This window comes from Undibacterium sp. GrIS 1.8 (genome assembly GCF_040544445.1).
In the GTDB taxonomy this organism is placed as follows: domain Bacteria; phylum Pseudomonadota; class Gammaproteobacteria; order Burkholderiales; family Burkholderiaceae_D; genus Undibacterium.
Map to the genome: position 1 here is coordinate 1 of NZ_JBEONQ010000053.1, position 25,582 is coordinate 25,582.

At 44.6% G+C, this 25,582-nt stretch carries 21 protein-coding genes and 5 tRNA genes; 25 read left to right on the forward strand and 1 reads right to left on the reverse strand.

The annotated features are described in order from the left end of the window. Positions 1–2 precede the first annotated feature (2 nt). Positions 3–2,318: a bifunctional diguanylate cyclase/phosphodiesterase gene (locus tag AAKU64_RS18955; protein WP_354362684.1), complete on the reverse strand. Its 2,316-nt coding sequence runs from the start codon at positions 2,316–2,318 to the stop codon at positions 3–5. Between the two features lie 307 nt (positions 2,319–2,625). Here AAKU64_RS18955 and aroC point away from each other — a divergent pair, with 307 nt between their 5' ends. The 25 genes from aroC to nadC all read left to right on the forward strand — a co-directional run bounded on the left by aroC (position 2,626) and on the right by nadC (position 25,453). After that, on the forward strand, positions 2,626–3,705 hold the full coding sequence (gene aroC, locus AAKU64_RS18960) for a chorismate synthase (RefSeq protein WP_354329765.1): 1,080 nt from the start codon (positions 2,626–2,628) through the stop codon (positions 3,703–3,705). 551 nt (positions 3,706–4,256) lie between these two features. Next, on the forward strand, positions 4,257–5,660 hold the full coding sequence (gene leuC, locus AAKU64_RS18965) for a 3-isopropylmalate dehydratase large subunit (RefSeq protein WP_354329767.1): 1,404 nt from the start codon (positions 4,257–4,259) through the stop codon (positions 5,658–5,660). Between the two features lie 21 nt (positions 5,661–5,681). Then, the gene (locus AAKU64_RS18970) at positions 5,682–5,804 is read left to right on the forward strand and encodes an entericidin A/B family lipoprotein (RefSeq protein WP_322118570.1); all 123 of its coding nucleotides are present in this window, start codon (positions 5,682–5,684) and stop codon (positions 5,802–5,804) included. A 2-nt stretch (positions 5,805–5,806) separates the two neighbouring features. Further along, the gene (gene leuD, locus AAKU64_RS18975) at positions 5,807–6,454 is read left to right on the forward strand and encodes a 3-isopropylmalate dehydratase small subunit (protein WP_323492386.1); all 648 of its coding nucleotides are present in this window, start codon (positions 5,807–5,809) and stop codon (positions 6,452–6,454) included. Between the two features lie 39 nt (positions 6,455–6,493). Next, entirely contained in the window at positions 6,494–7,564 is a 1,071-nt protein-coding gene (gene leuB / locus AAKU64_RS18980; protein WP_354329769.1) for a 3-isopropylmalate dehydrogenase, read from the forward strand. A 54-nt stretch (positions 7,565–7,618) separates the two neighbouring features. Then, complete coding sequence (asd, locus tag AAKU64_RS18985; RefSeq protein ID WP_354329771.1) at positions 7,619–8,746, forward strand: aspartate-semialdehyde dehydrogenase; 1,128 nt, start codon at positions 7,619–7,621, stop codon at positions 8,744–8,746. Positions 8,747–9,036: 290 nt separating this feature from the next. Next, a complete protein-coding gene (locus AAKU64_RS18990) occupies positions 9,037–11,820 on the forward strand; it encodes a motility hub landmark protein FimV (RefSeq protein ID WP_354362685.1) in 2,784 nt (927 codons plus the stop codon). Between the two features lie 316 nt (positions 11,821–12,136). Further along, entirely contained in the window at positions 12,137–12,964 is an 828-nt protein-coding gene (truA, locus tag AAKU64_RS18995; RefSeq protein WP_354362686.1) for a tRNA pseudouridine(38-40) synthase TruA, read from the forward strand. Between the two features lie 206 nt (positions 12,965–13,170). Further along, complete coding sequence (gene lepA / locus AAKU64_RS19000) at positions 13,171–14,964, forward strand: translation elongation factor 4 (protein ID WP_354362687.1); 1,794 nt, start codon at positions 13,171–13,173, stop codon at positions 14,962–14,964. Continuing rightward, positions 14,961–15,869: a signal peptidase I gene (lepB, locus tag AAKU64_RS19005; protein ID WP_354362688.1), complete on the forward strand. Its 909-nt coding sequence runs from the start codon at positions 14,961–14,963 to the stop codon at positions 15,867–15,869. The genes lepA and lepB overlap by 4 nt, the downstream gene beginning before the upstream one ends. A 19-nt stretch (positions 15,870–15,888) precedes the next feature. Next, on the forward strand, positions 15,889–16,284 hold the full coding sequence (locus tag AAKU64_RS19010) for a DUF4845 domain-containing protein (protein ID WP_354329781.1): 396 nt from the start codon (positions 15,889–15,891) through the stop codon (positions 16,282–16,284). A gap of 11 nt (positions 16,285–16,295) precedes the next feature. Beyond that, on the forward strand, positions 16,296–17,183 hold the full coding sequence (gene rnc, locus AAKU64_RS19015) for a ribonuclease III (RefSeq protein WP_354329783.1): 888 nt from the start codon (positions 16,296–16,298) through the stop codon (positions 17,181–17,183). After that, on the forward strand, positions 17,180–18,082 hold the full coding sequence (gene era, locus AAKU64_RS19020; RefSeq protein WP_354329785.1) for a GTPase Era: 903 nt from the start codon (positions 17,180–17,182) through the stop codon (positions 18,080–18,082). The genes rnc and era overlap by 4 nt, the downstream gene beginning before the upstream one ends. A gap of 43 nt (positions 18,083–18,125) precedes the next feature. Continuing rightward, complete coding sequence (recO, locus tag AAKU64_RS19025; RefSeq protein ID WP_354329787.1) at positions 18,126–18,962, forward strand: DNA repair protein RecO; 837 nt, start codon at positions 18,126–18,128, stop codon at positions 18,960–18,962. Then, positions 18,959–19,717 (forward strand): pyridoxine 5'-phosphate synthase, encoded by a 759-nt coding sequence (pdxJ, locus tag AAKU64_RS19030; RefSeq protein WP_354329789.1) that lies wholly within the window; start codon positions 18,959–18,961, stop codon positions 19,715–19,717. The genes recO and pdxJ overlap by 4 nt, the downstream gene beginning before the upstream one ends. An 11-nt stretch (positions 19,718–19,728) precedes the next feature. After that, on the forward strand, positions 19,729–20,136 hold the full coding sequence (gene acpS, locus AAKU64_RS19035; RefSeq protein WP_354329926.1) for a holo-ACP synthase: 408 nt from the start codon (positions 19,729–19,731) through the stop codon (positions 20,134–20,136). Further along, positions 20,129–21,997, forward strand: a complete 1,869-nt coding sequence (gene uvrC / locus AAKU64_RS19040; protein WP_354362689.1) for an excinuclease ABC subunit UvrC — start codon at positions 20,129–20,131, stop codon at positions 21,995–21,997. The genes acpS and uvrC overlap by 8 nt, the downstream gene beginning before the upstream one ends. 62 nt (positions 21,998–22,059) lie before the next feature. Then, on the forward strand, positions 22,060–22,644 hold the full coding sequence (pgsA, locus tag AAKU64_RS19045; protein ID WP_354329792.1) for a CDP-diacylglycerol--glycerol-3-phosphate 3-phosphatidyltransferase: 585 nt from the start codon (positions 22,060–22,062) through the stop codon (positions 22,642–22,644). A 41-nt stretch (positions 22,645–22,685) separates the two neighbouring features. After that, positions 22,686–22,761 (forward strand) — tRNA-Gly (locus tag AAKU64_RS19050). Positions 22,762–22,787: 26 nt separating this feature from the next. Then, positions 22,788–22,863, forward strand: a tRNA-Gly gene (locus AAKU64_RS19055). A 33-nt stretch (positions 22,864–22,896) separates the two neighbouring features. Beyond that, positions 22,897–22,972: transfer RNA gene (locus AAKU64_RS19060), tRNA-Gly, on the forward strand. Between the two features lie 141 nt (positions 22,973–23,113). Continuing rightward, positions 23,114–23,187 (forward strand) — tRNA-Cys (locus tag AAKU64_RS19065). Between the two features lie 71 nt (positions 23,188–23,258). Further along, positions 23,259–23,351 (forward strand) — tRNA-Leu (locus AAKU64_RS19070). A gap of 96 nt (positions 23,352–23,447) precedes the next feature. Further along, on the forward strand, positions 23,448–24,581 hold the full coding sequence (gene nadA / locus AAKU64_RS19075; RefSeq protein ID WP_503012575.1) for a quinolinate synthase NadA: 1,134 nt from the start codon (positions 23,448–23,450) through the stop codon (positions 24,579–24,581). Beyond that, positions 24,578–25,453 (forward strand): carboxylating nicotinate-nucleotide diphosphorylase, encoded by an 876-nt coding sequence (nadC, locus tag AAKU64_RS19080; protein ID WP_354362690.1) that lies wholly within the window; start codon positions 24,578–24,580, stop codon positions 25,451–25,453. The genes nadA and nadC overlap by 4 nt, the downstream gene beginning before the upstream one ends. The last annotated feature ends 129 nt before the right edge of the window (positions 25,454–25,582 follow it).

Consider the following 25,582-nt stretch of genomic DNA (forward strand, 5'->3'; position numbering starts at 1 on the left):
TGTCACATGTGCCGCTTCAAACAAGAAAACCAATCGCAACAGTGGCCACACCCATGCTCGACTTTACTGGTTTGGGTATTTTGCAAGAAGCTCAATTGCTTTTGATTTTCTAACCAAGGATGTAAATCCTGCTTGGTCATAGGTTTGGCATAGTAATAACCCTGCGCCAAATGACAGCCAAACGACATTAAGGTTTGCGCTTGCATTTCGCTTTCTACACCCTCGGCAATGATAGAAAGCTCCAGACTTTGTCCTAATTGGACGACCATCTTGGCGATACTGCCATCACCAGAATTTTCTTGTATTTCGTTGACGAAGGCGCGATCGATCTTCAGTTTATCTACATCAAGTTTTTGTAAGTGACTTAAAGATGAGAATCCCGTACCGAAATCGTCAATCGATACTTTTATGCCTAACTGTTTGATTTGATACAGCGTTTTGATCAGCAGTTCAGGGTCTTTCATCGCCATGGATTCGGTGATTTCTAGTTCTATTCTTTCTGGCGGTGCTTTGGTATCAGCCAATGCATTGTGCAAGGACTGCATAAACAGCGGGTGAGAAAACTGTGCTTGAGATACGTTAATCGCCATTTGGAAATCTTCGTAACCTAGACTGCGCAGATGGACGAGTTCGTGGCACGCCGTACGCATAACCCATTCACCAATATCAACGATCAAGCCAGAATATTCGGCAATCGGAATAAATTGATCGGGAGGGATAAATTTGCCCTCATCCGTCTTCCAGCGTAGCAGAGCTTCCGCGCCAACTACCCGACCATTACGCATATCGACTTGCGGTTGGAATACCAAGAATAGTTTTTCGCTCTCAAACGCAGAACGTAAAGCATGCATCAGACGAACACGTTCGCGGATTTCTACTCCCATATCTCTGGTGAAATAGACAAACCCACCGCGTTGATGTGATTTGGCACGTTTTAACGCAATATTAGTATCTTTTAGTGCCTCTGATCCGTCGCCATCGTAATCGCCAAGGGCGACTAAACCAATTGTTGCTGACAACTGTACATCTTGGCGATCAACTTGAACAGGAGGGTGGAAGAGCGCCAAAATCGCACCAGGGCAGACCATTTCTTCATCACCTAGTAGCGCAAAAGTATCGCTGCCTACGCGTGCTAGCTGACAATCGTTGCCAAAATGTTTTGTCAGCCGTTGCGCGACAGCGCATAGCAACATGTCGCCAAACTGGTGACCAAGCGCATCATTGGTTTCTGCAAAATGGTCAATGTCAATTAAGGACAATGCACTTTGTTTTTTGAGTGGCGATTGCAAGGTTTCATTTAACGTTTGCAGTAACTTTAAGCGATTGGCTAAGCCAGTCAGAGGATCGTAAAACGCATAGCTGTGCAAGCGCGAGGTCAGCATGACATTATCTAGGCCAACGGAGACGTTGCTGCAGAACACTTCCAGCAACCGTTTATCCATGTCATTAAGATCAAGGCCTTTATTCAGGTAGACAGTCAGATCTCGATCCGCGACATTACTAAAATAAAGTGTGGTCGATTCAGGTTCATACAGATTGCTACGTCCTTGCATAGATCGCTGCACAATGGCATGCACACTTTCTTGGGCGACGTCACCTAAGGGGCGATCAATCCACTCGTTAAAAGAAAAGGTTGTTGCAATAACTAGTAATTCATTTTCAGGATTGCCACCCTGTTGAGCGCAAACAAAGCCCTCAGGATGTCCACCTAGCAAACCAGATATTTGCGTTAAAACCCCAAGCGCGAAATTTTGTAAGCCCTGCAGCGCCATTAACTCCGTACTGGCATTAATGATGAGTTCTAATCCTCGGCGGCTGGAACTGATGGCACAGATTTGTTCATAGGAACGAATTGCTGATGTAACGGCAGTGTATAGCTTGGTGCGTGTCAGTTCTGATTTGGTTTTGTAATCATTGATGTCATAGTCGCGGATCGCATCAATCTCAGGTGCGTAACCAGGTTGTCCGGTGCGTAAGATAATCCGCACATCGGATAAGCCTAAGGTTTTTCTGATATGACTAACGAGTTGCAGACCGGCGTCTTCTTGTTCCATTACGACGTCGAGCAAAATAATCGCTATATCAGTTTCGCTCTGGAGAATGTCACGCGCCTCTGCGGCAGAGTATGCGTGCAAGAAGCTAAGCGGTCGGTGCTGAATCTCCAGGCTGCCGAGCGCAAATGTCGTCGCTGAATGGACATCAGGATCATCATCGATGATCATAATGCGCCATGTTGGGTGAAGCTTGCTCACTGCCGAAGCATCACTAGCCTCTGGTTCATCCAGAAAAACCAGATCATCTTCGGAAGAGTGGATCATTGCATTCATCTGAGGTGCGACTCCAAGAAAGGATTTATATATTGCTACGTGTATTACTTTCTTCGATTGTAACTTTACGTGAACTATCGCATTAAATGATCAAACAGCCAAGTCGGATTTGTTGTATTGAGTCAGTATAAAACAAGAAGTACAAATATTTCTCGACTTATGTGGACAAAATTCATAAAACCAAATTTTGTGTCGAGATTTACGTACTTTTCCTAGAGAATGCTATACCTGAAGGAGACTCTTAAGCCGTTATCGCTGTTAAAATCAAGGCAATTTCGAAACAAATACTGCAAATATTATGTCTGGTAATACATTTGGAACACTGTTCACAGTGACGACTTTTGGTGAGTCACATGGCCCTGCAATCGGTTGTGTAATTGATGGTTGCCCTCCGGGGCTTGAGTTGTCAGAGCTGGATATACAGCCTGAATTAGATCGTCGCAAACCGGGCACATCGCGCCATGTCACGCAACGGCAGGAGCCAGATACGGTAGAAATTTTGTCTGGTGTGTATCAAGGTAAAACGACAGGTACACCGATTGGTCTATTGATCCGCAACCAAGACCAGCGCAGCAAGGATTACGGCAACATTACCGAGACTTTTCGCCCCGGACACGCCGACTTTACCTACTGGAATAAATACGGCATCCGCGATCCACGCGGTGGCGGTCGTTCTTCTGCACGCTTGACCGCGCCAGTGGTTGGTGCCGCAGCTATTGCCAAAAAGTGGCTTTTTCAACAGTATGGTACGACCTTCAAAGGTGGAATGAGCCAGTTGGGCGATATCGTGATCCCGTTTGAATCGTGGGCGCATGTGTCTGATAACCCCTTCTTTGCGCCCAACAATAATCCGGCTTTAATTACACAGCTAGAGGATTACATGGACGCCCTACGTAAAGACGGTGATTCGATCGGTGCGCGGATTGATGTGGTAGCGAGCGGCGTCCCGGTTGGTTTGGGAGAGCCAATTTACGATAAATTGGACGCAGAAATCGCTTACGCTATGATGGGGATTAATGCCGTTAAGGGCGTAGAAATTGGTGCTGGTTTTAAGTGCGTTGCCCAGCGTGGTTCCGAGCATGGCGACGAACTGACGCCTGAGGGGTTTGTCGGTAATAACGCTGGTGGTGTTTTAGGAGGAATCTCAACCGGGCAAGATATTACGGTTTCGATTGCGATTAAGCCCACATCGTCTATTCGTACACCACGTCGTTCGATTGATAAGGACGGCAACCCAGTTATGGTGGAAACTTTTGGACGGCATGATCCCTGTGTTGGTATCCGTGCCACACCGATTGCTGAGGCGATGCTTGCGCTGGTATTGATGGATCATGCTTTAAGACATCGTGCACAATGCGGTGATGTTAGGCAATCATAAATATTGCTATTAGGTGATTTGATGCGACTATGCAGTTTTATGGGGAGTATAGCCACTAATGATTGTTATTGACCAGATAATCTCTGGACAGTTAATTTTACTGGGTAGGAGTATTGCAAATATTCTGTAGATGTTTTGTGGTGGTGCCGGTAGTTTTTCACGAATTGGGTCAACAGAATAAAAAATGGAAATTTCTTTATTTTTCTCCAATTACCCGGTGAAAGTTTGGCTTTAATTCAATATTTTCTATTTTTCTATGGAAAAACGTATGCCTTAAATTGATGCGCAGTATGGTTCTGCGTTACACAATTGTGGCATAATCTAAGGCAAATTTTGCATAAGAGTCTCTCCGATTTCACCTGAGTCGACTGCAAATCACCTGAGTAGTGCATATTGCACCGGTTTCCTGTCAATTGTTGTGTCGTTGATCTGGCCAGACCGCACGAAACTTCGTATTTCCCTGCTCCTTTGATTTGCGCTAATCCCAAAAGGATTATCCGGCTTCTTACGCGCGTTGCAGGCTCACGTATCTCATATCAGGTTCCAACATCATGCTTAAAACGCTTTACGACAAACTTTGGGAATCCCATATCGTCAATGAGGACGATGATGGCACCGCAATTTTGTATATTGACCGCCATTTACTTCACGAAGTCACCAGCCCGCAAGCTTTTGAGGGATTAAAAATCGCTGGACGTCAGCCTTGGCGCTTATCCGCGAATCTGGTAGTCGCTGATCACAACGTGCCAACCACTAACCGCGTCAATGGTATTGATGACCCGACTTCTCGCCTGCAAGTAGAAACGCTGGATGCCAACGCAAAGCAATACGGCTTGACGTATTTTGGTATGAATGACAAGCGTCAAGGGATCGTGCATGTGATCGGTCCAGAGCAAGGTGCGACTTTGCCAGGTATGACGGTGGTTTGTGGTGATTCTCATACATCGACCCACGGCGCATTTGCTTGCCTGGCACACGGCATTGGCACCTCAGAAGTTGAGCACGTGTTGGCCACACAAACACTCATTGCTAAAAAATCCAAAGCCATGCTGGTGCAAGTCGATGGTGCGATGCCGGCTGGCGTGACCGCAAAAGATATTGTCCTCGCCATCATTGGCAAAATTGGTACGGCCGGCGGTACAGGTTATGCGATTGAGTTTGCTGGCTCAACAATCCGTAGTTTGTCGATGGAAGGTCGCATGACCGTCTGTAATATGGCGATTGAAGCTGGCGCCCGCGCTGGCATGATTGCCGTTGATCAAACCACGATTGATTATGTCAAAGGTCGCCCGTTTTCACCGGCAGGACCGCATTGGGATAGTGCTGTTGAATACTGGCGTACCTTGCATACCGATGCTGGTGCAAAGTTTGACATGGTTGTTACCTTAAATGCGGCAGAGATCAAGCCACAAGTCACTTGGGGAACTTCGCCAGAAATGGTTGTCGCTGTAGATGGTCGCGTACCAGATCCAGATCAGGAAAAAGACGCTGTAAAACGCGATGCGATGGAAAAAGCGCTGATTTACATGGCCTTGAAGCCAAACACCGCGATTGAAGATATTCGTATCGACAAAGTATTTATTGGCTCTTGCACTAACTCTCGCATTGAAGATTTACGTGCCGCTGCCGCTGTAGTGCGTGGAAAATTCCGTGCATCCAATGTGAAGTTGGCGATGGTTGTTCCGGGCTCTGGTCTAGTCAAGGATCAGGCAGAACGAGAAGGCCTGGATAAGATTTTTCGTGATGCTGGTTTTGAGTGGCGTGAGCCTGGATGCTCTATGTGTCTTGCGATGAACGCTGATCGTTTAGAGCCAGGTGAACGTTGTGCCTCGACATCGAATCGTAATTTTGAAGGTCGCCAGGGGCAGGGTGGTCGTACCCATTTGGTCTCTCCTGCAATGGCGGCTGCCGCCGGTATTGCAGGTCATTTTGTTGATGTCCGCGCTTTGCGCTAATTTTATTTCTGAGGAACGTACATGAAAAAATTATTCACTCTCGCCATTTGCGTAGTCGTTTTAGCCGCTTGCAATACCGTCCAAGGTATCGGTAAAGATGTAAAAAAAGCAGGTGAAGTTGTTGAGGATGCTGGCAGAAAATAATTATGGAAAAATTTACCGTGCTTGATGGTCTTGTCGCGCCGATGGACAGAGCGAATGTCGATACTGATGCCATTATTCCAAAGCAGTTTTTGAAGTCAATTCAGCGTAGTGGTTTTGGCCCTAATCTGTTTGACGAATGGCGTTATCTGGATCATGGTGAGCCTGGTATGGACAATAGTAAGCGTCCGCTCAATCCAGATTTTGTATTGAATCAAGCACGCTATCAAGGCGCATCGATTTTGTTGACGCGCAAAAATTTTGGTTGCGGTTCTTCGCGTGAGCATGCACCGTGGGCCTTAGATCAATACGGTTTTCGTGCAGTGATAGCGCCAAGTTTTGCCGATATTTTCTTTAATAACTGCTTTAAAAATGGTTTGCTTCCAATCGTTTTGAGTGAGCAGCAAGTTGATCAGTTATTTAATGAAGTTAAAGCTTTTCCTGGCTTTCGGTTGATCGTTGATCTTGAGAAGCAGGTTGTGACAACGTCTAATGGCATTGTCAGCTATCCATTTGAAGTCGATACTTTCCGCAAATATTGTTTGTTGAACGGGCTTGACGACATCGGATTGACTTTGCGCCAGGCGGACAAAATTCGCGCATTTGAAGAGCGCCATATCGCGATGCAGCCTTGGTTAGCGAATACGATCTAATCGAATCTTAATGCGACGATTTATTGAAATGAATAGAACATGAAAATAGCAATTTTGCCAGGTGATGGCATCGGTCCTGAGATAGTCGAGCAAGCAGTCAGAGTTTTAAATGTGTTGGGCGAATCATTTGAAATGGAAACTGCACCAGTCGGTGGCGCCGGCTTTGAGGCAAGCGGGCATCCGTTGCCAGACGCTACACTCAAACTGGCATTGGAAGCTGATGCGGTGTTGTTTGGCGCAGTAGGTGACTGGAAATACGATACTTTAGATCGCGCTTTGCGTCCTGAGCAGGCAATTCTTGGTTTGCGTAAAAATCTTGGTCTGTTTGCAAACCTGCGTCCGGCAATTTTGTATCCTGAATTAGCGGGAGCTTCTACTTTAAAGCCTGAAATAGTTTCGGGTTTGGATATTCTGATTATCCGGGAATTGACTGGCGACATTTACTTTGGACAGCCTCGTGGTGTGCGGGAATGTCCAGATGGCCCTTTCAAAGGCCAGCGCGAAGGTTTCGATACGATGCGCTACGCTGAGGGTGAAATCCGTCGCATTGCTCATGTCGCTTTTCAAGCCGCGCAAAAGCGTTCAAAACGTTTGACCAGCGTGGATAAGGCAAATGTGCTTGAGACGTTCCAGTTCTGGAAAGACATCGTCACGGATGTTCATAAAGAATATCCAGACGTTGCGCTAGATCATATGTATGTCGATAACGCGGCAATGCAATTAGTACGCGCACCGAAAAAATTTGATGTGATCGTTACAGGCAACATGTTTGGCGATATTTTGTCCGATGCAGCGGCAATGTTGACTGGTTCAATCGGGATGTTGCCTTCCGCATCGTTGGATGCAAATAACAAAGGCTTGTATGAGCCATCGCATGGCTCTGCACCTGATATCGCGGGCAAAGGTGTTGCCAACCCTTTAGCGACTATTTTGTCTGCTGCGATGATGTTACGTTTCTCATTTGGCAAAGCCGATCAGGCGGATCGTATTGAGAGTGCGGTTAAGAATGTCTTATCTCAAGGTCTGAGAACTCCAGATATTTATGAGCCAGGAACGACGAAAGTCGGAACGGTCGAGATGGGTAATGCAGTAGTTAAAGCATTGGAATAATTGCAGTAGATGTGTCAATCAGCAGGCGTTGCCTGCAAATTTTAGGGAAAGATGATGAAACTAGTTGGTCTGGTAGGTTGGCGTGGAATGGTAGGTTCGGTTTTAATGCAGCGTATGCAAGAAGAGGGCGATTTCGCTCATATCGAACCAGTGTTTTTTTCAACTTCCAACACAGGTGGCACGGCTCCTGTAATGGCAAAGAATGAAAAGACATTAAAAGACGCAAATGATATTGATGCATTGAAGAAGTGCGACATTATTATTACCTGCCAGGGTGGCGAGTATACGACGGAAGTTTTCCCTAAGTTGCGTGCAGCTGGCTGGAATGGTTATTGGATTGATGCCGCCTCTAGCTTACGCATGGAGGACGATGCTGTGATCGTACTGGATCCAGTCAATCTGGACGTGATTAAGTCTGCATTGGGCCGAGGAGTCAAAAACTACATTGGCGGTAACTGCACCGTGTCTTGTATGTTGATGGGCCTGGGTGGCCTGTTTCAGTATGATTTGGTCGATTGGATGTCCTCAATGACTTATCAGGCGGCCTCTGGTGGCGGTGCGCAGCACATGCGTGAGCTATTGACTCAGTTTGGCAGCATTAACGCTGAAGTAAAGGCGTTGCTAGATAATCCCGCAGCAGCAATTTTAGAAATTGACCGAAAAGTTCTCGCTAAACAGCACTCTTTTACTGATGATGAAACGAAGCAATTTGGCGTTCCGTTAGCTGGTAATTTGATTCCTTGGATTGATAAGGATCTGGGGAATGGCGTTTCTAAAGAAGAGTGGAAAGCAGGCGCAGAAACTAACAAGATTTTGGGTAAGGGGGCAGCTTTTGGTTCGGCGCCAATTCCAGTTGATGGTCTATGTATTCGTGTTGGTGCAATGCGTTGTCATTCGCAAGCCTTGACAATCAAGTTGAAGAAAGATGTACCGCTGGATGAAATCTACGACATCATTGCCCAAAATAATCAGTGGGTTAAAGTTGTCCCTAATGAGCGTGTTGCTTCTATGCGTGATTTAACACCTGCCGCCGTTACTGGTAGTCTGACAATTCCGGTCGGGCGTTTGCGCAAAATGCAAATGGGCGGTGAGTATTTATCGGCGTTTACAGTCGGCGATCAATTATTGTGGGGTGCGGCAGAACCTTTGCGCCGCATGCTACGTATTTTGATTACCGATTAACTCAACAGTTTTCATTGTCGTTGTTAAAAAAGGAATGATTTCTCATTCCTTTTTGTTTTTGTCCTCATATTTAGTGCTTTTATGACTTGATTGTCAAACTGCAACAACGATTTATCCAAATTGGAAATGGTTTGGCTTCTTAATGTATTTACCATAGTAGTAAATCGAGTTAAGCTTGCAGCGCTAAGTTTGTAATGTTATCTTGAGACAATATGATGCATTCATCCGTAATTTAATACGATTGCTATCGCTAACTGGATTTGTCAAATTTCCCAAATATGTCCTATAAAATGCATAACCATAAACGCTCACCGGTGATTTCCCTCGGACGCAAAGTGCTGGGTACAGCGGTAGCCTCAACTTTGTTCATGTTATCCAGCGCACATGCCACCGGTCTGGGTAAGCTGACTGTGTTGTCCTCGCTAGGGCAGCCACTACGTGCTGAGATTGAATTAACATCGCCAAACAAAGATGAAATTGGTTCGCTAGTGCCGAAGTTGGCCTCTTCCGACGCGTTTCGCCAAGCCAGTATTGATTTAAATCCTGCATTGTTGTCCTTGCGCTTTAGTGTTGAGCAACGTGGTTCAGGGTACGTAATTCGCGTTTCCTCAAATCAAGCAATGAACGAGCCGTTTGTTGACATGTTGTTGGAGCTAAATTCCAGCAATGGTAAATTATTGCGTGAATACACATTCTTACTTGATCCTGCCGAACTAAGAAACAGTCAATCAGCCCAAGTCGCAAATCCTGTGAGTGTTGCAGGAGTTACCCAATCCAACACAAATCAAACATATACGCAGAATAAACCAAATACGAATTCGACAACTACTCCTGCTGTCCGGGAGAAAAGAGTCGCAGCACCAAAAAATGAATCGAGTGTTCCAGTAAAGTCATCTGGTGACTATCAAGTCAAAGCAGGGGACACTTTAAGCAAAATAGCGGGCGCATACAAAGGTGACGGCGTATCGCTTGATCAGATGCTGGTTAGTTTATATAAAGCCAACCCACAGGCATTCGCTGGTAATAATATGAATCGCCTTAAGGCGGGACAAATTTTATCGGTTCCTGATGCTGACGCAATTCGGTCCAGCTCTGCTGTTGAAGCGCACTCCGTTGTTATGGCACATGCGGCCGATTTCAGTGCTTATAGAAATAAATTGGCTAGGCAAGTAGAGAAGGCTCCCGCAGAGAAGGTCGCGGCTTCCAAGCAAACAGCAAATGGTGTAATTACTGCTAAAGTAAAAGAAGTTCCTACTGCTACAAGCGAAGCTTTAGATAAGTTGAAATTGTCTAAAGCGGCTCCGGCAGCATCTGTAAAATCAGCTACCGGTAAAGTATTTACTGAAGAAGATAAAGTTGCTAAAGATAAAGCAATTGCAGACGCAAACGCTCGCGTCAAAGAATTGGAAAAAAATGTTGAAGGTTTGCAGAAAATACTTCAAGTAAAAGATAAAGACTTGAGTGACAAGCAGGCTGCAGCGACAAAGCTGGCTGCATCAGCGTCAGCATCGGTCAGTCCTGTCGCTGTTAGTGCACCGGTAACCACCAGTCCAGATACTAAACCAGCTCCTGTTGTTGCGACTTCAGCCTCATCAACCAGTGCGTCAACCGCAGTGGTGCCGAAGCGCAAGGTTTTGCCGCCACCACCACCGCCAGAGCCGGGATTTTTCGATAGTTTAATGGATAGTGGCTTTTTACTTCCTGGTGCAGGTGTCTTGCTAGCTTTACTTGGTGGTTTTGGTATTTACTCTAGCCGACGCAAGAAAAAACTTCAGCAATTTGAGGACAGCATACTGACTGGCTCTAGTATGAAGGCCAACTCGATGTTTGGCTCTACTGGTGGACAAAGCGTTGATACTAACAACAGCGTTTTCAATTCAAATTTTGCGCCATCAGCTAGCCAGTTGGATGCTAATGAAGTCGATCCTGTTGCAGAGGCAGATGTGTACATTGCCTACGGACGTGATTCCCAAGCAGAAGAGATTTTAAAAGAAGCTTTGCGCACTCAGCCTGACAGGCATGCGGTCAGAGTTAAGTTGCTGGAGATTTACTTTACTCGTAAAGATGCCAAATCGTTTGAACGCTTGGCTAGTGAGTTATATGGCATGACAAGTGGTGAGGGTGATGATTGGGCGCAAGCTGCATCAATGGGAATTGCTTTGGATCCTCAAAATCCGTTATATGCAGGGGGCAAGGCTCCTGCCGATTCCATGGCAGCAGGTCTTGGTTCTGGAACCCAACCGTTAGAAGATTTAGATCCAGATGCCTTACTAGCGAATTCTTTGTCTCATGATATGCTTGAATCGATCAGCATTATAGATACGGCTGCAGGTCTTGATGAAGAGCCCGTTGCCCCGGTTTTAGATCAAACAAGCATGAGCTTTAATATGGTTGATACCAAAGACAATTTAGGTTCTTTGGATTTTGATTTAGATGTGCCGGGATCAGAGCCAAAACATGAGTTTGATGCACCAAAATTGCCAGTTAGCTCAGATAGTAATGAGGGGAAAATCAAACATGATTCTCCTGTAGATCAAGAACCTGTCGATTTTGCCTCAATTGATTTTGATCTCGGCGCTGATGATTTGCCGACGGAAGTTGCGTCTGAAACATCAAAAGTAGTTGGCTTGAATGACAAGCAAGGTGTTCACAGCGATATTGATCATTTGGCTCTAGATCTTGATCATGCTGGACACGATAATATTATCTCTTTCGACTCAGTACCCGCAATTTCAGAAGATCATGCTATTGATTTTCCTAAAGAAATTCCTTTGCAAGATAGTCCGGTTGAAGAAGCTCCGCACGCTAGTACTTCCCCAGCTGCATTTGAATTTGATTTGTCTGGAATTGATTTAGATCTCGGAAATGACGCTGAAAAGGCAGATATGCACGAGCCAGTCATCGAAGATACGCCATCTTACAATGCAGAAATGGCTACTAAGCTTGATCTTGCGGTTGCCTATCATGAAATAGGAGATAAAGAAGGCGCACGTGAGCTACTTGATGAAGTAATCAAAGGCGGTACATCTGACCAAGTAGCTAAAGCTCAGGAAATGCTGACTCATTTATCTTGATCTAACGCTGTAATTTTCCACGGGCGCGACTTTTAGTTTGCGCCCGTTTGTTTTTTGCGGTGACTGAATAAAGACGCCTGCGTAAGTTTTCTTCAGTTGAGTGTTTATTCTTTGTTATTAATTTTTAAATATACTCTGTATGAGTATATTTATTGGTCCTCAATATATTTGGATAAGCCGAGGGTTTTCTTAAAAAAGATAGGGAGTATATTAAAATTATTAACACTAAAAAATAATGTACCCGTTGTTCCGCAATTAATATGGATTTTTTTGTTAATCCAGTTCTTGTTTAAATAATTGAATTTGTGAGTTGGAATTGAAACGTCTTGTTCTAGGTGTGCAATATGATGGCAGTCGTTGGCATGGATGGCAAACTCAGCCATCCGGTCAGACTGTGCAGGACCAGTTGGAGAAGGCACTCTCTGCTTTTGCTAAGTCGGCTGTCAAAACAACTTGCGCTGGGCGTACTGACGCAGGTGTTCATGCTCTTGAGCAAGTAATTCACTTTGATACCGAGTTAGATCGAAGTATGTATTCTTGGATGAATGGGGTGAATGCATTTTTGCCAGATTCAATTGCGGTTCTTTGGGCAAATGAAGTGCCATTTGATGACCCCGATGCCCAAGATAATTTTCATGCTCGGTTTAGTGCTTACGCAAGGACTTACCATTACGTTCTTTACAATAATCCTGTGCGTTCCCCACTTTGGGCGCAGCGAGCTGGCTGGGTATTTCGTTCACTCGATGTGAGTAAGATGCGCGAGGCAACTTCTTATCTGCTTGGCGAACATGATTTTACGGTCTTCCGTGCTGCCGCATGTCAGGCTAAATCACCAATAAAGCATATGTATGACGTGCAAATACGCCAGCAAGGTGATTTGCTTATCTTTACCTTGCGCGCAAGTGCGTTTTTACATCACATGGTGCGCAATATTATTGGCTCCTTACTTTTTGTCGGTATTGGTAAAAAAGAGCCCGATTGGATTGAACATTTATTAATTAGTCGTGATCGTAGTTTGTCTGCACCAACTTTTATGCCTGACGGTTTATACCTTGCAAAAATTGATTACGATAAGAAATGGGATTTGCCACAAAATAAAAACGATAACTTCTTAGGACTGTTACCGCTTAACGATTCTCAGTGAGTTAGCTAAAGGCGAATACACATGCGTTGAATGTAAATGATTTAGCCCAATATTAGTTGTGCTTCCATGTCAGAACATGATTTTTGGGCTTTCCCTAGCGAAATCCGGTAAAATGTTGTTTTGCATAACCCAAAATTGAGGCGCTCGCCTGGGGATCATTGCCCGGCTCAGAGCGCCTTTTTTTTAATAGGCCTTTCCTTTCCCTAATGAATAACATCCGCAATTTTTCAATTATTGCCCATATTGACCACGGCAAATCAACGCTTGCTGATCGAATTATCCAGCTATGTGGTGGCTTATCTGACCGCGAAATGGAAGCTCAAGTTCTTGATTCTATGGATATAGAACGTGAGCGTGGTATTACCATCAAGGCTCAAACAGCAGCGTTACACTATAAGTCGCTTGATGGAAAAATATACAATTTAAATCTGATTGATACTCCCGGTCACGTGGATTTTAGTTATGAAGTAAGCCGTTCTTTGTCCGCTTGTGAGGGAGCTCTATTAGTCGTAGATGCATCGCAAGGCGTGGAGGCTCAAACCGTAGCAAATTGCTACACCGCGATCGAATTAGGTGTAGAGGTTGTGCCGGTCTTGAATAAAATAGATTTACCGTCAGCAGACCCAGACAATGCAATCAATGAAATTGAAGAGGTTATAGGAATTGATGCCAGTGACGCGGTTCACTGCTCAGCAAAAACAGGTTTGGGTGTACAAGCTGTTTTGGAATCTTTGATTATCAAAGTCCCTCCACCAAAGGGTGACCCAGATGCTCCTTTGCAAGCCTTGATTGTCGATTCATGGTTTGACAACTATGTTGGTGTCGTAATGTTGGTGCGTATAGTTAATGGTACTTTACGGCCAAAAGACAAAATTCTGTTCATGGCAACAGAAGCGCAACATTTGGTCGAAAGTGTCGGAGTTTTTACGCCGAAATCTTTGTCCCGCCCAGAATTATCCGCTGGACAAGTTGGTTTTATTATCGCTGGTATTAAAGAGCTTAAATCAGCCAAGGTTGGCGACACAATTACTATTGTAGGTAAAGCAGCCAAAGAGCCTCTGCCAGGCTTTAAAGAAGTACAGCCGCAAGTGTTTGCGGGTTTATTTCCAGTTGAGGCAAATCAATACGATGCATTGCGTGACTCTTTGGAGAAGTTAAAGCTCAATGATTCAGCCTTAATGTATGAGCCAGAAGTTTCGCAGGCGCTTGGATTTGGCTTTCGTTGCGGATTCTTAGGTTTGTTGCACATGGAGATTGTGCAAGAGCGTTTGGAGCGCGAGTTCGACATGGACTTGATCACTACCGCCCCGACCGTTATTTATGAGGTCGTGATGGCAGATGGAAGTATTTTGATGGTCGATAATCCATCAAAAATGCCTGAGCCCTCAAGAACTGAAGAGATACGTGAACCTATCGTCACTGTAAATCTCTACATGCCGCAAGAGTATGTTGGTGCAGTAATTACTCTGTGCACGTCAAAACGTGGAGTGCAACTTGACATGAACTATCATGGCAGGCAAGTCAAGTTGACCTATGAAATGCCCATGGCGGAGATAGTGTTGGACTTCTTTGATAGACTGAAGTCAACATCCCGTGGCTATGCGTCTATGGATTATGAGTTTAAAGAGTACCGTGCGGCTGACGTCGTCAAAGTAGATATGTTGATTAATAGCGAAAAAGTTGATGCGCTAGCGATTATTGTTCATAGAGCGAATAGTCAATATCGTGGTCGCGCTGTCGCAGCCAAAATGCGTGAACTTATCCCGCGACAAATGTTTGACGTAGCTATTCAGGCCGCCATTGGCGCCAACATTATTTCCCGTGAAAACGTTAAAGCCTTACGTAAAAATGTTTTGGCAAAATGTTATGGTGGCGATATCAGTCGTAAGCGGAAATTATTAGAAAAGCAAAAAGCGGGTAAAAAGCGAATGAAACAAGTTGGCTCTGTGGAAATTCCACAAGAAGCATTTTTGGCAATTTTACAAGTGGAAGATAAATGAGTTTTCAATCAATTTTAGGTAACTTTGCATTAATCCTTTTTGTTCTGATGATAGCAACTGGTGTTATCTGGTTTCTTGACATGTTTGTGTGGTCTAAGCAACGACGATTGAAGGCAGACCAAGCTTTGGCCAGTTTTGATGCTCGTAATGCAAAATTGACTGCAGATGGGAGTCGTCTGCAAGAGGGTGGGCGCTTAGAATTAGAGTCGACCATGCTAAAGCAACCCACTTGGGTTGAATACTCAGGTAGTTTTTTTCCTGTGATTGCACTGGTATTCTTTTTACGCTCTTTTTTGTACGAGCCGTTCAAGATACCTTCAGGATCAATGTTGCCGACCTTATTTGTTGGTGATTTGATTTTGGTTAATAAATATACTTATGGGATTCGTTTACCTATCCTTGATAAGAAAATATTAAATATTAATGATCCTAAACGCGGGGATATTATGGTGTTTAAATATCCAAAAGATACTAGCCTGAACTATATTAAACGTGTGGTCGGTGTCCCTGGCGATAGAATAGTGTATAAAAACAAGCGTTTATCAGTTAACGGTAAAGCATTATCTTATGAGGCTATGCCGGATTTTTTAGACGATACACTTATGTATTCAAAGCAATTTAGTGAGAATTTGACTGGCGTACAACATAGTATTTTGAATGATGATCAGAAACCAGTTTTTGTAGATAATCCTGATCAATTTCCAAAACGTGAGTCATGCTCATATGATAGTTTTGGTTTTGCCTGCACAGTACCTGAAAATCAATATTTTATGATGGGTGATAATCGAGACAATAGTGCTGATAGTCGTTATTGGGGCTTTGTTCCAGATCAAAATATTGTTGGTAAAGCGTTTGTAATTTGGATGAACTTTAGTCATCCAAAAAGAATCGGTAGTTTTCAATAACGTTTGGAGTTGAATACTTATGCAAAATATTAAAAATCAGCACTTTGGTCGACAGCTAGGTATTACCTTCATAGGTTTAATATTTATGCTTGTAATTATTGGCCTGGTTGCGATGTTGGGGATAAAAATTTCGCCAACAGTTATAGAGTTTATGTCAATAAAAAAAGCGATACTGACGGCTAAGCAGTCCGGAACTACGGTGCGCGAAATACAGACGGCGTTCGATAAACAAGCCGAGATAGGTTATTTTGATGCGATTGCTGGTAAAGATCTTTCCATTGTGAAAAATGGTGATGGTATGGATGTGAGCTTTGCGTATACAAAAAAAATCCCCTTAGTTGGTCCTGCAAGCTTATTGCTTGAGTATGAAGGTACCACAGCAAAAAATGGTGCGGTCACCAAAAAGCAGGAATAAGCAGATCTCGTATGAATGAACAATTATTGCAAAAGAGATTGGGGCATCAATTCAAGAATGCAGCTTTATTGCAGCAAGCTTTAACGCACCGTAGCCACAGTGTTTTGCATAATGAGCGCTTGGAATTTTTAGGTGACTCTATTTTAAATTGTGTTGTTGCTTCGCTTTTATTCGATAGCTTCGCCAATATTGATGAGGGTGATTTATCTCGAGTTAGGGCAAATTTAGTAAAACAGCAATCTTTGTATGAGATAGCACAAAGAATTGAGTTGTCTCAGTTTTTACGCCTGGGCGAGGGGGAGTTGAAATCTGGCGGCTTCCGCAGGCCATCTATTTTGGCGGATACCCTAGAGGCCTTGTTTGGGGCAATTTTTTTAGATGCGGGATTTGATGCCGCACGTGAAGTGATTAAGTCTCTATACTCACCAGTCCTAGTTACAATAGACCCAACTACTTTAGGCAAAGATGCTAAAACATTGCTGCAAGAATTTTTGCAGAGTAAAAAAATAGCCTTGCCTCAATATAACGTTGTTGCTACACATGGTGCTGCTCATAATCAGGAATTCGAAATTGAGTGCCTGGTTCCAAAATTAGAGATACAAGTATTTGGCGCTGGCGGTAGTCGCCGTGCCGGTGAGCAAGCAGCAGCAAAGCTGGCTCTGGAAACGGCTTTAAATTTACTTGCTAAAACTCCAGCGTCTCGCAAAAAGAAACCCCGGACGTCACAACTTAAACTAGCTGGAATAGCGACGATACAATCAGATGCACAAGCCAACGCATCGGCTGATGATAATAAATCTAACGGTTCGACACAGAAATCTTTGTTAGACATACCTAGTAATCAGCCCGCTGCAAAAACTGACGTTCTAACGCATCAATCTCAACCTAAGACCGCATGACCGATATCATTAATAACGCAGACTTTCGCTGCGGCTATATAGCCATTGTTGGCCGTCCTAATGTAGGGAAATCTACATTGATGAACGCCTTGATTGGCGCTAAAGTCAGTATAACTTCACGTAAGGCACAGACGACGCGTCACAGAATCACAGGAATTCAGACAAAAGACAACACTCAATATGTGTACGTTGATACTCCTGGTTTTCAGACCCGTCACTCGAATCCCTTAAATAAGACTTTGAACAGAACTGTCACGACTACTTTGACAGCCTCGGATGTCATTTTATTTATTATAGAGGCAGGTACTTTTGGCGCCGCCGATCAACAAGTAATTGATTTGTTACCAAAAGATGTTCCTTGTATTTTAGTGATCAATAAGTCGGATCGAGTCAAAGATAAAGCAATCATGATGCCGTTTGCACAAAAAATTATGGCTTTGTATCCTTTTGCTGCAGTGGTGCCTGTGTCGGCTACTTTGAGATTTCAACTGGAAAATCTTGAGGGTGAAATAAAGAAATATCTTCCATTGAATCCTCCTGTTTTTGGCGAGGACGACATTACTGATCGTAGCGAAAAGTTTTTAGCAACTGAGATCGTCAGAGAGAAGTTATTTCGCTTTGTAGGTGATGAGTTACCTTATACAAGCACAGTTTTGATCGAGAAGTTCGAACAAGAAGGTAATTTGCGTCGGGTATTCGTTGCGATTCTTGTGGACAGAAATACTCATAAATCCATGGTGATTGGAAATAAAGGCGCTAGATTAAAAGATATTTCTACTCAATCACGTCAAGATATGGAGAAGCTATTTGGTGGACCTGTCTATTTAGAAATTTGGGTTAAAGTGAAATCTGGCTGGGCCGATAACGAAGCTGGTTTGCGCGCGTACGGATACGAATAGCGACATCATGAGTGTGCAGGTAATAGATCTGAATACAGATGCTATGTCAATCACAGAACTTGTGGCTAATGCTTCTGCTGAGTTATCCATAACGGTAAAACCTGCCACAAAATTTCCTCGAAAATCATCTGTAATCTCCAAAGCACCGCGTACTAAACCAATGACCAAAGATGTGCGCATCGTAGGTCAGCCTGGCTTTGTATTACATTCATATCCCTACAAAGAAACTAGCTTAATCATTGATGTATTTACTCGTGATTACGGGCGATTAGCGTTAGTAGCTAAGGGTGCCAAACGACCACATTCTCAGTTGCGCAATATATTGCAAACCTTCCAGCCTTTAACTATGTCGTGGAGCGGTAAATCAGATATTAAAACGCTTAGCGCCGCAGAATGGGTGGGCGGCATGCTGCCGTTAGAAAAATCGGCACTACTGTGTGGATTTTATCTAAATGAATTATTGGTTAAATTTTTGATGCGCGATGAGCCATGCCCATCACTTTTTGATCATTACGTTTCTACCATAAATCAGTTGGCACATCAGGAGCCTGCTCTAATTGTTTTGAGAAAATTTGAGCATGCGTTGCTACGAGAGTCAGGCTTTATAGGCGACTTGACTCGTTGTTACATGACGAAAGCGACTGTGCTGAATCAAGAGTTTTATATAATTGATCCTGAGCTTGGTGCGCGTCCAGCGCGCCCATCAGACACGACTCCCCGCGTCAACGGTAAAACTCTGATTGATATGCATGCCGGAGAATATCAAGATCCTATAACCCAATCTCAAAGTAAAATGTTAATGCGCTTTTTACTGGCTCATCACTTGCATGGCACGCCACTCAACACTCGCCAAATTTTGATCGATTTGCAAAATCTATGAACATACATCAACAAACTCAAACCATTGAACTTGGTATCAATATTGACCATATCGCTACCTTACGCAATGCACGTGGTACCAATTACCCTGATCCCTTGCAAGCTGCATTAATGGCGGAAGAGGCAGGTGCTGATTGCATTACTTTGCATATGCGTGAGGATCGCCGTCATATCAAAGATGCAGATGTTGAACGTATTCGTCCTCAACTCATTACGCGCATGAACTTAGAGGCTGCAGTAACAAATGAGATGATCGCCTTTGCTTGCAAAATAAAACCTCAAGATGTTTGTTTAGTGCCGGAACGCAGAGAAGAGGTGACTACAGAGGGTGGCTTAGATGTGGTTAAGTATTTTTCTCAAGTGCAGGCGGCGGTACGTCAGTTACAAGCGGAAAGTATTCGCGTCAGTTTATTTATTGACGCCGACGCACAACAAATTCAGGCGGCATCTGAGACAGGTGCAACGGTGATTGAGCTTCACACTGGTCGCTATGCCGATGCGAATGACAATACACAGCAAGCAGCAGAATTACTCCGAATTAAACAAGGAGCTTTGGAAGGTATAAAGCGAGGATTGAAGGTTAATGCGGGACATGGTTTGCATTTTACGAACGTGCAGGCAATTGCGGCAATACCTGACATTTCTGAACTCAATATAGGCCATGCTATTGTTGCTCAAGCGATTTTTGTTGGTTGGAAAAAAGCGGTGAGTGATATGAAAGCGATTATGAGTCAAGCTCGTTCACATGCGCTTTGATTGAATCAGTAATGATCTACGGAATTGGTACCGATATTGTTCAAACAAGTCGCATAGAATCATCTGTGAAACGACATGGTGACCGCTTTGCAGAAAAAATTCTCGGTGTCGACGAACTCAAGATATATCATCAACGCAAAGCTAGTGCAGAAGTCCGTGGTTTGCGATTTTTAGCTACACGTTTTGCGGCCAAAGAGGCATTTTCCAAAGCAATCGGACTGGGAATAACCGCGCCGATGAATTGGTCTTCTGTACAAATACTAAACCTCAGTAGTGGCCAGCCTATCATATCGACCATTAACGATTTATCTGACTGGATGAAAGCGCGCGGCCTTACTGCACGTGTATCCATTTCAGATGAAGCTGATTACGTAGTTGTTTTTGTCATCGTAGAGAAAAATAGTGACTCTGATGTCTGACGATCAATCAAAAAAAACAGTAGATAATGCTAGAGACATTGTTATTGATACTGTTGCTAAGCTACCTAATTTACCTGGCGTTTATCGCTATTTTGATTCGCAAGATCAAGTTCTCTATGTCGGTAAGGCTCGTGACTTAAAAAAGCGTGTTTCAAGTTATTTTCAAAAAACTGCAAGTAGTCCACGCATTGCAATGATGGTGGAGAAAATTGCGCGGCTTGAAACTACAGTCACGCGAAGCGAGGCTGAAGCTTTGATTTTAGAAAATAATCTGATCAAAGCTTTACGTCCGCGATATAACATTCTTTTTCGTGACGATAAATCTTATCCCTATTTAAAAATCACAAATCAAACTTCTCCGCGCATGACTTATTATCGCGGTGCTGTCGATAAAAAACACCAATATTTCGGACCATTTCCATCTGGATGGGCGGTCAAAGAATCGATGCAGATTCTTCAGAAAGTATTTTTGCTGCGTAGCTGTGAAGATAGCGTTTTTGCAAACCGCACACGTCCTTGTTTGTTACACCAGATTCATCACTGCAGCGCTCCCTGTGTTGACATTATCTCGAACCGAGACTATTTGGTTGATGTGGAAAACGCGTCCAAATTTTTGCGTGGACGGCAATCTGAAGTAATGCAGGACTTAGAAAAGAAAATGCTTGCGTACTCGCAAGAACTTAAGTTTGAACAAGCGGCATTAGTTAGAAATCAAATGTCAGCTTTATCAAAAGTATTACATCAGCAAAGCATGGAAACTACCGGCGATGCTGACATCGATATCATCGCAGTGGTCGTTGAAGGTGGTCGTGCTTGCGTCAATCTAGCAATGGTGCGTGGTGGACGTCATCTTGGTGACCGTGCTTATTTCCCGTCTCATGTTGATGATGCGCAGTTTGCAGCGGAAGATTCTATTGAGGCCGAAGTCCTTTCAGCATTTTTGGCTCAGCATTATGTCGATCAATTTATTCCTTCCACCTTGGTTTTGAACATGGTGTTGGACGCACCCGATTTAATGCTGGCGCTGGCAGAGCAATGCGGACATCGTATCCATCTCTCGTTTCAGCCCCAAGAACAGCGTCGTGCTTGGCTTGAGATGGCGGTCAAAGGCGCGCAACTGGCTTTGGCGCGTATGTTATCCGAACAAGGCTCGCAGCAAGCGCGGACACGTGCCTTGGTCAATGTTTTGGAGTTGGAAGTCCAAGACATTGAAACCTTACGCGTAGAGTGTTTTGATATAAGCCATACTCAAGGCGAAGCCACGCAAGCTTCTTGCGTCGTATTTCATCATCATGCGATGCAAAATGGAGAATATCGCCGTTATAACATTAGCGATATCACGCCTGGAGATGATTACGCCGCTATGCGGCAAGTGCTGACCCGGCGTTATGAAAAAGTTGCGAACGGTGATGGTGTAATGCCTGACGTCGTATTGATCGATGGAGGCAAGGGACAAGTTGAGATCGCGCGTCAGGTCTTCGTTGAACTTGCACTCGATATTAGTTTGATTGTTGGTGTCGCCAAAGGGGAGGGACGCAAGGTCGGTTTGGAGACACTGGTATTTGTCGATGGCAGAGCACAAAAAGAGTTGGGAAAAGAATCTGCTGCCTTGATGCTGATAGCACAGATTCGGGATGAGGCGCATCGCTTTGCGATCACTGGAATGCGTGCAAAGCGAGCCAAGGCCAGACAAAGCTCACAGTTAGAGGAAATAGAAGGTATAGGTCCTAAGCGCCGTCAACGCTTGCTGGTGAGGTTTGGTGGCTTAAAAGGTGTTTCCGATGCGAGTGTTGATGATTTGGCTTCTGTGGAGGGTATTTCTCGTCAGTTAGCTGAAGAAATTTACAAGCGATTGCGTTAGCCAAATATAATACTACGAATAATATGATGATTCACAGGTATATACCTTTTCGATAATTACAGATGCCATTCAACATTCCTATATTGCTTACTTGGTTGCGCGTGGCACTGATTCCTTTGGTCGTTGGTGTTTTTTATTTGCCTAATACATGGCTCAGCTCATTTGACCGAGGCTTAGCATCAACCTTAGTATTTATCGTTGCCGCTGCGACTGATTGGTTCGATGGATTTTTAGCTCGTCGCTGGAATCAAACTTCCGCTTTTGGTGCTTTCCTCGACCCGGTAGCAGATAAGCTAATGGTCGCTGGTGCTCTTTTAGTTTTGGTTCAATTAGATCGGGTGAACGCAGTAATCGCCTTCGTCATTATCGGTCGTGAAATTACGATCTCTGCATTGCGTGAATGGATGGCACAGATCGGAGCATCAAAATCTGTTGCAGTGAGCTCATTAGGTAAGATAAAAACTACTGCACAAATGGTCGCGATCCCGATGTTGCTCTATTACGATAATTTATTTGGCGTGATTGATATGGCATATTGGGGTGCCTGGTTATTATTGATTGCTGCAGTTTTAACCGTGTGGTCGATGTTCTATTATTTGCGCCGCGCATGGCCTTTGATCAAAGAGTCCACGGACAAAATGTCTTGACAGTGAAATTGGCTGATATATAATGTGCCCCTGTCTTTGATGCGGGAGTAGCTCAGTTGGTAGAGCGCAACCTTGCCAAGGTTGAGGTCGAGAGTTCGAGACTCTTCTCCCGCTCCATTAAAGATGAAGTGATATAAAAATTTGCGGGAGTAGCTCAGTTGGTAGAGCGCAACCTTGCCAAGGTTGAGGTCGAGAGTTCGAGACTCTTCTCCCGCTCCAGATTTTTGTGCTTGCTTGCGGTAGATTGTAAATGCGGGAGTAGCTCAGTTGGTAGAGCGCAACCTTGCCAAGGTTGAGGTCGAGAGTTCGAGACTCTTCTCCCGCTCCAGATTTTGAAGGGAAGCAAGGCTTCCCTTTTTTATTCAGTTATATGCTGAATAAATTTTTAGTAAGATTAACCGCGTTTTAATGTAAATAATTTCACTGGCGTCAGCAAGTAAAAATTATTTGAATTAGAATAGCAACCCTTGGCGGGGTAGCAAAGAGGTTATGCAGCGGCCTGCAAAGCCGTTTAGAGCGGTTCGATTCCGCTCCCCGCCTCCAGAATAAATGCGTCGTTTGACGTATGTTTGGCTTTAATGAGTAGCGCATTAGCGCTACTTTTTGAGTAGCGTGCCCGAGTGGTGAAATTGGTAGACACATCGGACTTAAAATCCGCCGCTTCGTTAATAGCGGGCGTGCCGGTTCAATTCCGGCCTCGGGCACCAAATTAATCTGTAATAAAACGACCCGTCTTCTGGTTTCAGAAGCACGGGTTTTTTTATAACTGCTAGACTGAGTTTTTCACCTTGATGAGAATAGAGATGGAAGCAACCAAAGTCATTGAATTTGAGCGCCCGCAGATGGACTTGGGGACGAGTTGCACGGCTGCTGCCTGGGCTCGTATACCCGACGCTCCTAGTTTGGCGGAAAAAGAAATATTGAAGTCGCGCATCAAGCAGCTATTGCGTGAGAAAGAAGCGGTTTTGGTAGCGCATTATTATGTCGATGCTGACTTGCAAGACCTTGCTGAAGAAACTGGTGGTTGTGTTTCTGACTCTTTAGAGATGGCGCGTTTTGGCCGCGATCACTCAGCAAAAACTTTGATTGTCGCTGGCGTTAAGTTCATGGGCGAAACAGCCAAAATACTAAGCCCTGAAAAAACGATCTTAATGCCTGATCTGGATGCAACATGCTCGCTGGATCTTGGCTGTCCTGCGGATGAGTTTGCAGCGTTTTGTGATGCGCATCCTGATCGCACTGTCGTGGTGTATGCCAATACCAGTGCCGCGGTGAAGGCGCGTGCGGATTGGATGGTGACTTCCAGTATAGGCTTGGATATCGTCGCGCATTTGCATGCACAGGGTAAAAAAATTCTTTGGGCGCCGGATAAACATCTCGGCGCCTATATTCAAAAACAAACTGGCGCTGATATGTTGCTGTGGCAGGGTTCTTGTCTAGTACATGACGAATTTAAAGGTATTGAGCTGGATATACTTAAGGCCGAGCATCCTGATGCCAAGGTCTTAGTCCATCCAGAGTCACCTGCTGCAGTCGTAGCACTAGCGGATATGGTTGGTTCTACCTCGCAAATGATCCATGCAGCGAAAACCATGGACGCTACTGAGTTTATCGTGGCAACGGATAACGGTATTTTGCATAAAATGCAGATGGCAGCCCCCGGAAAAAAATTCATCGTCGCTCCGACTGCGGGTAATAGTGCTACCTGTAAGAGTTGCGCACACTGTCCTTGGATGGCGATGAACGGTCTGCGTAATTTATTGCAAGTATTAGAGCAAGGGAATAACGAAATTCTGGTAGATCCTGTCGTGAGTGTAAAAGCCAAATTATGTATCGATCGTATGCTTGATTTTGCAGCGGCGAAAAAAGCGAATGTGCGCCCTGGCGCTGATTTGGCTCAAGAGCAAAAACTATTTTCGGGTATAGGTCCAGCATGACTCATCCAATAAGTAATCTTAAAAATCCGTTCGAGCCATTCGATGCGGACTTGATGGCAGCCTTTGAACGCAATATCAGCACAGCGTTGGCGGAAGACGTCGGTACCGGTGATCTGACGGGCTTACTGGTGCCAGACCAGCAGTTAGTGCAAGCCCAAGTAATTGTGCGCGAAGAAGCTGTTTTGTGCGGTGCGCCGTGGTTTGATGCTGTGATGGAGCGCCTAGATGCAAGGATTAAGATTGAGTGGATGGTAGAGGAGGGCGCGTTGATGCTTCCGAATAGTCTGGTCTGTAAGATCACAGCGCCAGCCCGGGCTTTGCTGACTGCCGAGCGCAGCGCACTCAATTTTTTGCAGCTGCTATCTGGCGTTGCTACGGCAACACGTGACTATGTGCGCATAATTGAAGGCACAGCCGCAGCGATTTTGGACACCCGAAAAACCTTGCCTGGACTGCGCCTGGCTCAAAAATATGCAGTGCGTGTTGGTGGCGGTCAGAATCAGCGTCTGGCTTTGTATGATGGGATTCTGATTAAAGAAAATCACATCGCAGCAGCCGGCGGCATTGAGGCTGCAATGCAGGCTGCTCACACCTTGCAGGCGGATGTCAGCATACAAATCGAGGTGGAAACGCTAGATCAGCTCAAACTCGCGTTAAAAGCGGGAGCAACGTCGATTCTATTGGATAACTTTACGACTGACATGATGCGTGATGCAGTCAATCTGAATGCCGGACGCGCATTGTTGGAAGCATCTGGTGGCGTCGATAAAAGTTCTGTGAGGGCGATCGCTGAAACCGGTGTTGACCGGATTTCGATTGGCAGCCTGACAAAAGACATCAAGGCTACCGATTATTCTTTGAGAATTATCTAACTTATTGCCTATACTCTCCCTTCTTTTTAAGAAAATACGGCGGATTCAAGTACGAAGAGCAACATTGAATAAAAAGTCAAAGGGTCAGATGCGATAGCATTCTGCCTTTTGACCAGCCAGTCGAAAGTT

Excerpts from the sequence above, each read along its gene's own strand:
- AAKU64_RS18955 (WP_354362684.1), bottom strand. The coding sequence starts at position 2,318 with ATGATCCACTCTTCCGAAGATGATCTGGTTTTTCTGGATGAACCAGAG.
- aroC (WP_354329765.1), top strand. The coding sequence starts at position 2,626 with ATGTCTGGTAATACATTTGGAACACTGTTCACAGTGACGACTTTTGGT.
- leuC (WP_354329767.1), top strand. The coding sequence starts at position 4,257 with ATGCTTAAAACGCTTTACGACAAACTTTGGGAATCCCATATCGTCAAT.
- AAKU64_RS18970 (WP_322118570.1), top strand. The coding sequence starts at position 5,682 with ATGAAAAAATTATTCACTCTCGCCATTTGCGTAGTCGTTTTAGCCGCT.
- leuD (WP_323492386.1), top strand. The coding sequence starts at position 5,807 with ATGGAAAAATTTACCGTGCTTGATGGTCTTGTCGCGCCGATGGACAGA.
- leuB (WP_354329769.1), top strand. The coding sequence starts at position 6,494 with ATGAAAATAGCAATTTTGCCAGGTGATGGCATCGGTCCTGAGATAGTC.
- asd (WP_354329771.1), top strand. The coding sequence starts at position 7,619 with ATGAAACTAGTTGGTCTGGTAGGTTGGCGTGGAATGGTAGGTTCGGTT.
- AAKU64_RS18990 (WP_354362685.1), top strand. The coding sequence starts at position 9,037 with ATGCATAACCATAAACGCTCACCGGTGATTTCCCTCGGACGCAAAGTG.
- lepA (WP_354362687.1), top strand. The coding sequence starts at position 13,171 with ATGAATAACATCCGCAATTTTTCAATTATTGCCCATATTGACCACGGC.
- lepB (WP_354362688.1), top strand. The coding sequence starts at position 14,961 with ATGAGTTTTCAATCAATTTTAGGTAACTTTGCATTAATCCTTTTTGTT.
- AAKU64_RS19010 (WP_354329781.1), top strand. The coding sequence starts at position 15,889 with ATGCAAAATATTAAAAATCAGCACTTTGGTCGACAGCTAGGTATTACC.
- rnc (WP_354329783.1), top strand. The coding sequence starts at position 16,296 with ATGAATGAACAATTATTGCAAAAGAGATTGGGGCATCAATTCAAGAAT.
- era (WP_354329785.1), top strand. The coding sequence starts at position 17,180 with ATGACCGATATCATTAATAACGCAGACTTTCGCTGCGGCTATATAGCC.
- recO (WP_354329787.1), top strand. The coding sequence starts at position 18,126 with ATGTCAATCACAGAACTTGTGGCTAATGCTTCTGCTGAGTTATCCATA.
- pdxJ (WP_354329789.1), top strand. The coding sequence starts at position 18,959 with ATGAACATACATCAACAAACTCAAACCATTGAACTTGGTATCAATATT.
- acpS (WP_354329926.1), top strand. The coding sequence starts at position 19,729 with ATGATCTACGGAATTGGTACCGATATTGTTCAAACAAGTCGCATAGAA.
- uvrC (WP_354362689.1), top strand. The coding sequence starts at position 20,129 with ATGTCTGACGATCAATCAAAAAAAACAGTAGATAATGCTAGAGACATT.
- pgsA (WP_354329792.1), top strand. The coding sequence starts at position 22,060 with ATGCCATTCAACATTCCTATATTGCTTACTTGGTTGCGCGTGGCACTG.
- nadA (WP_503012575.1), top strand. The coding sequence starts at position 23,448 with ATGGAAGCAACCAAAGTCATTGAATTTGAGCGCCCGCAGATGGACTTG.
- nadC (WP_354362690.1), top strand. The coding sequence starts at position 24,578 with ATGACTCATCCAATAAGTAATCTTAAAAATCCGTTCGAGCCATTCGAT.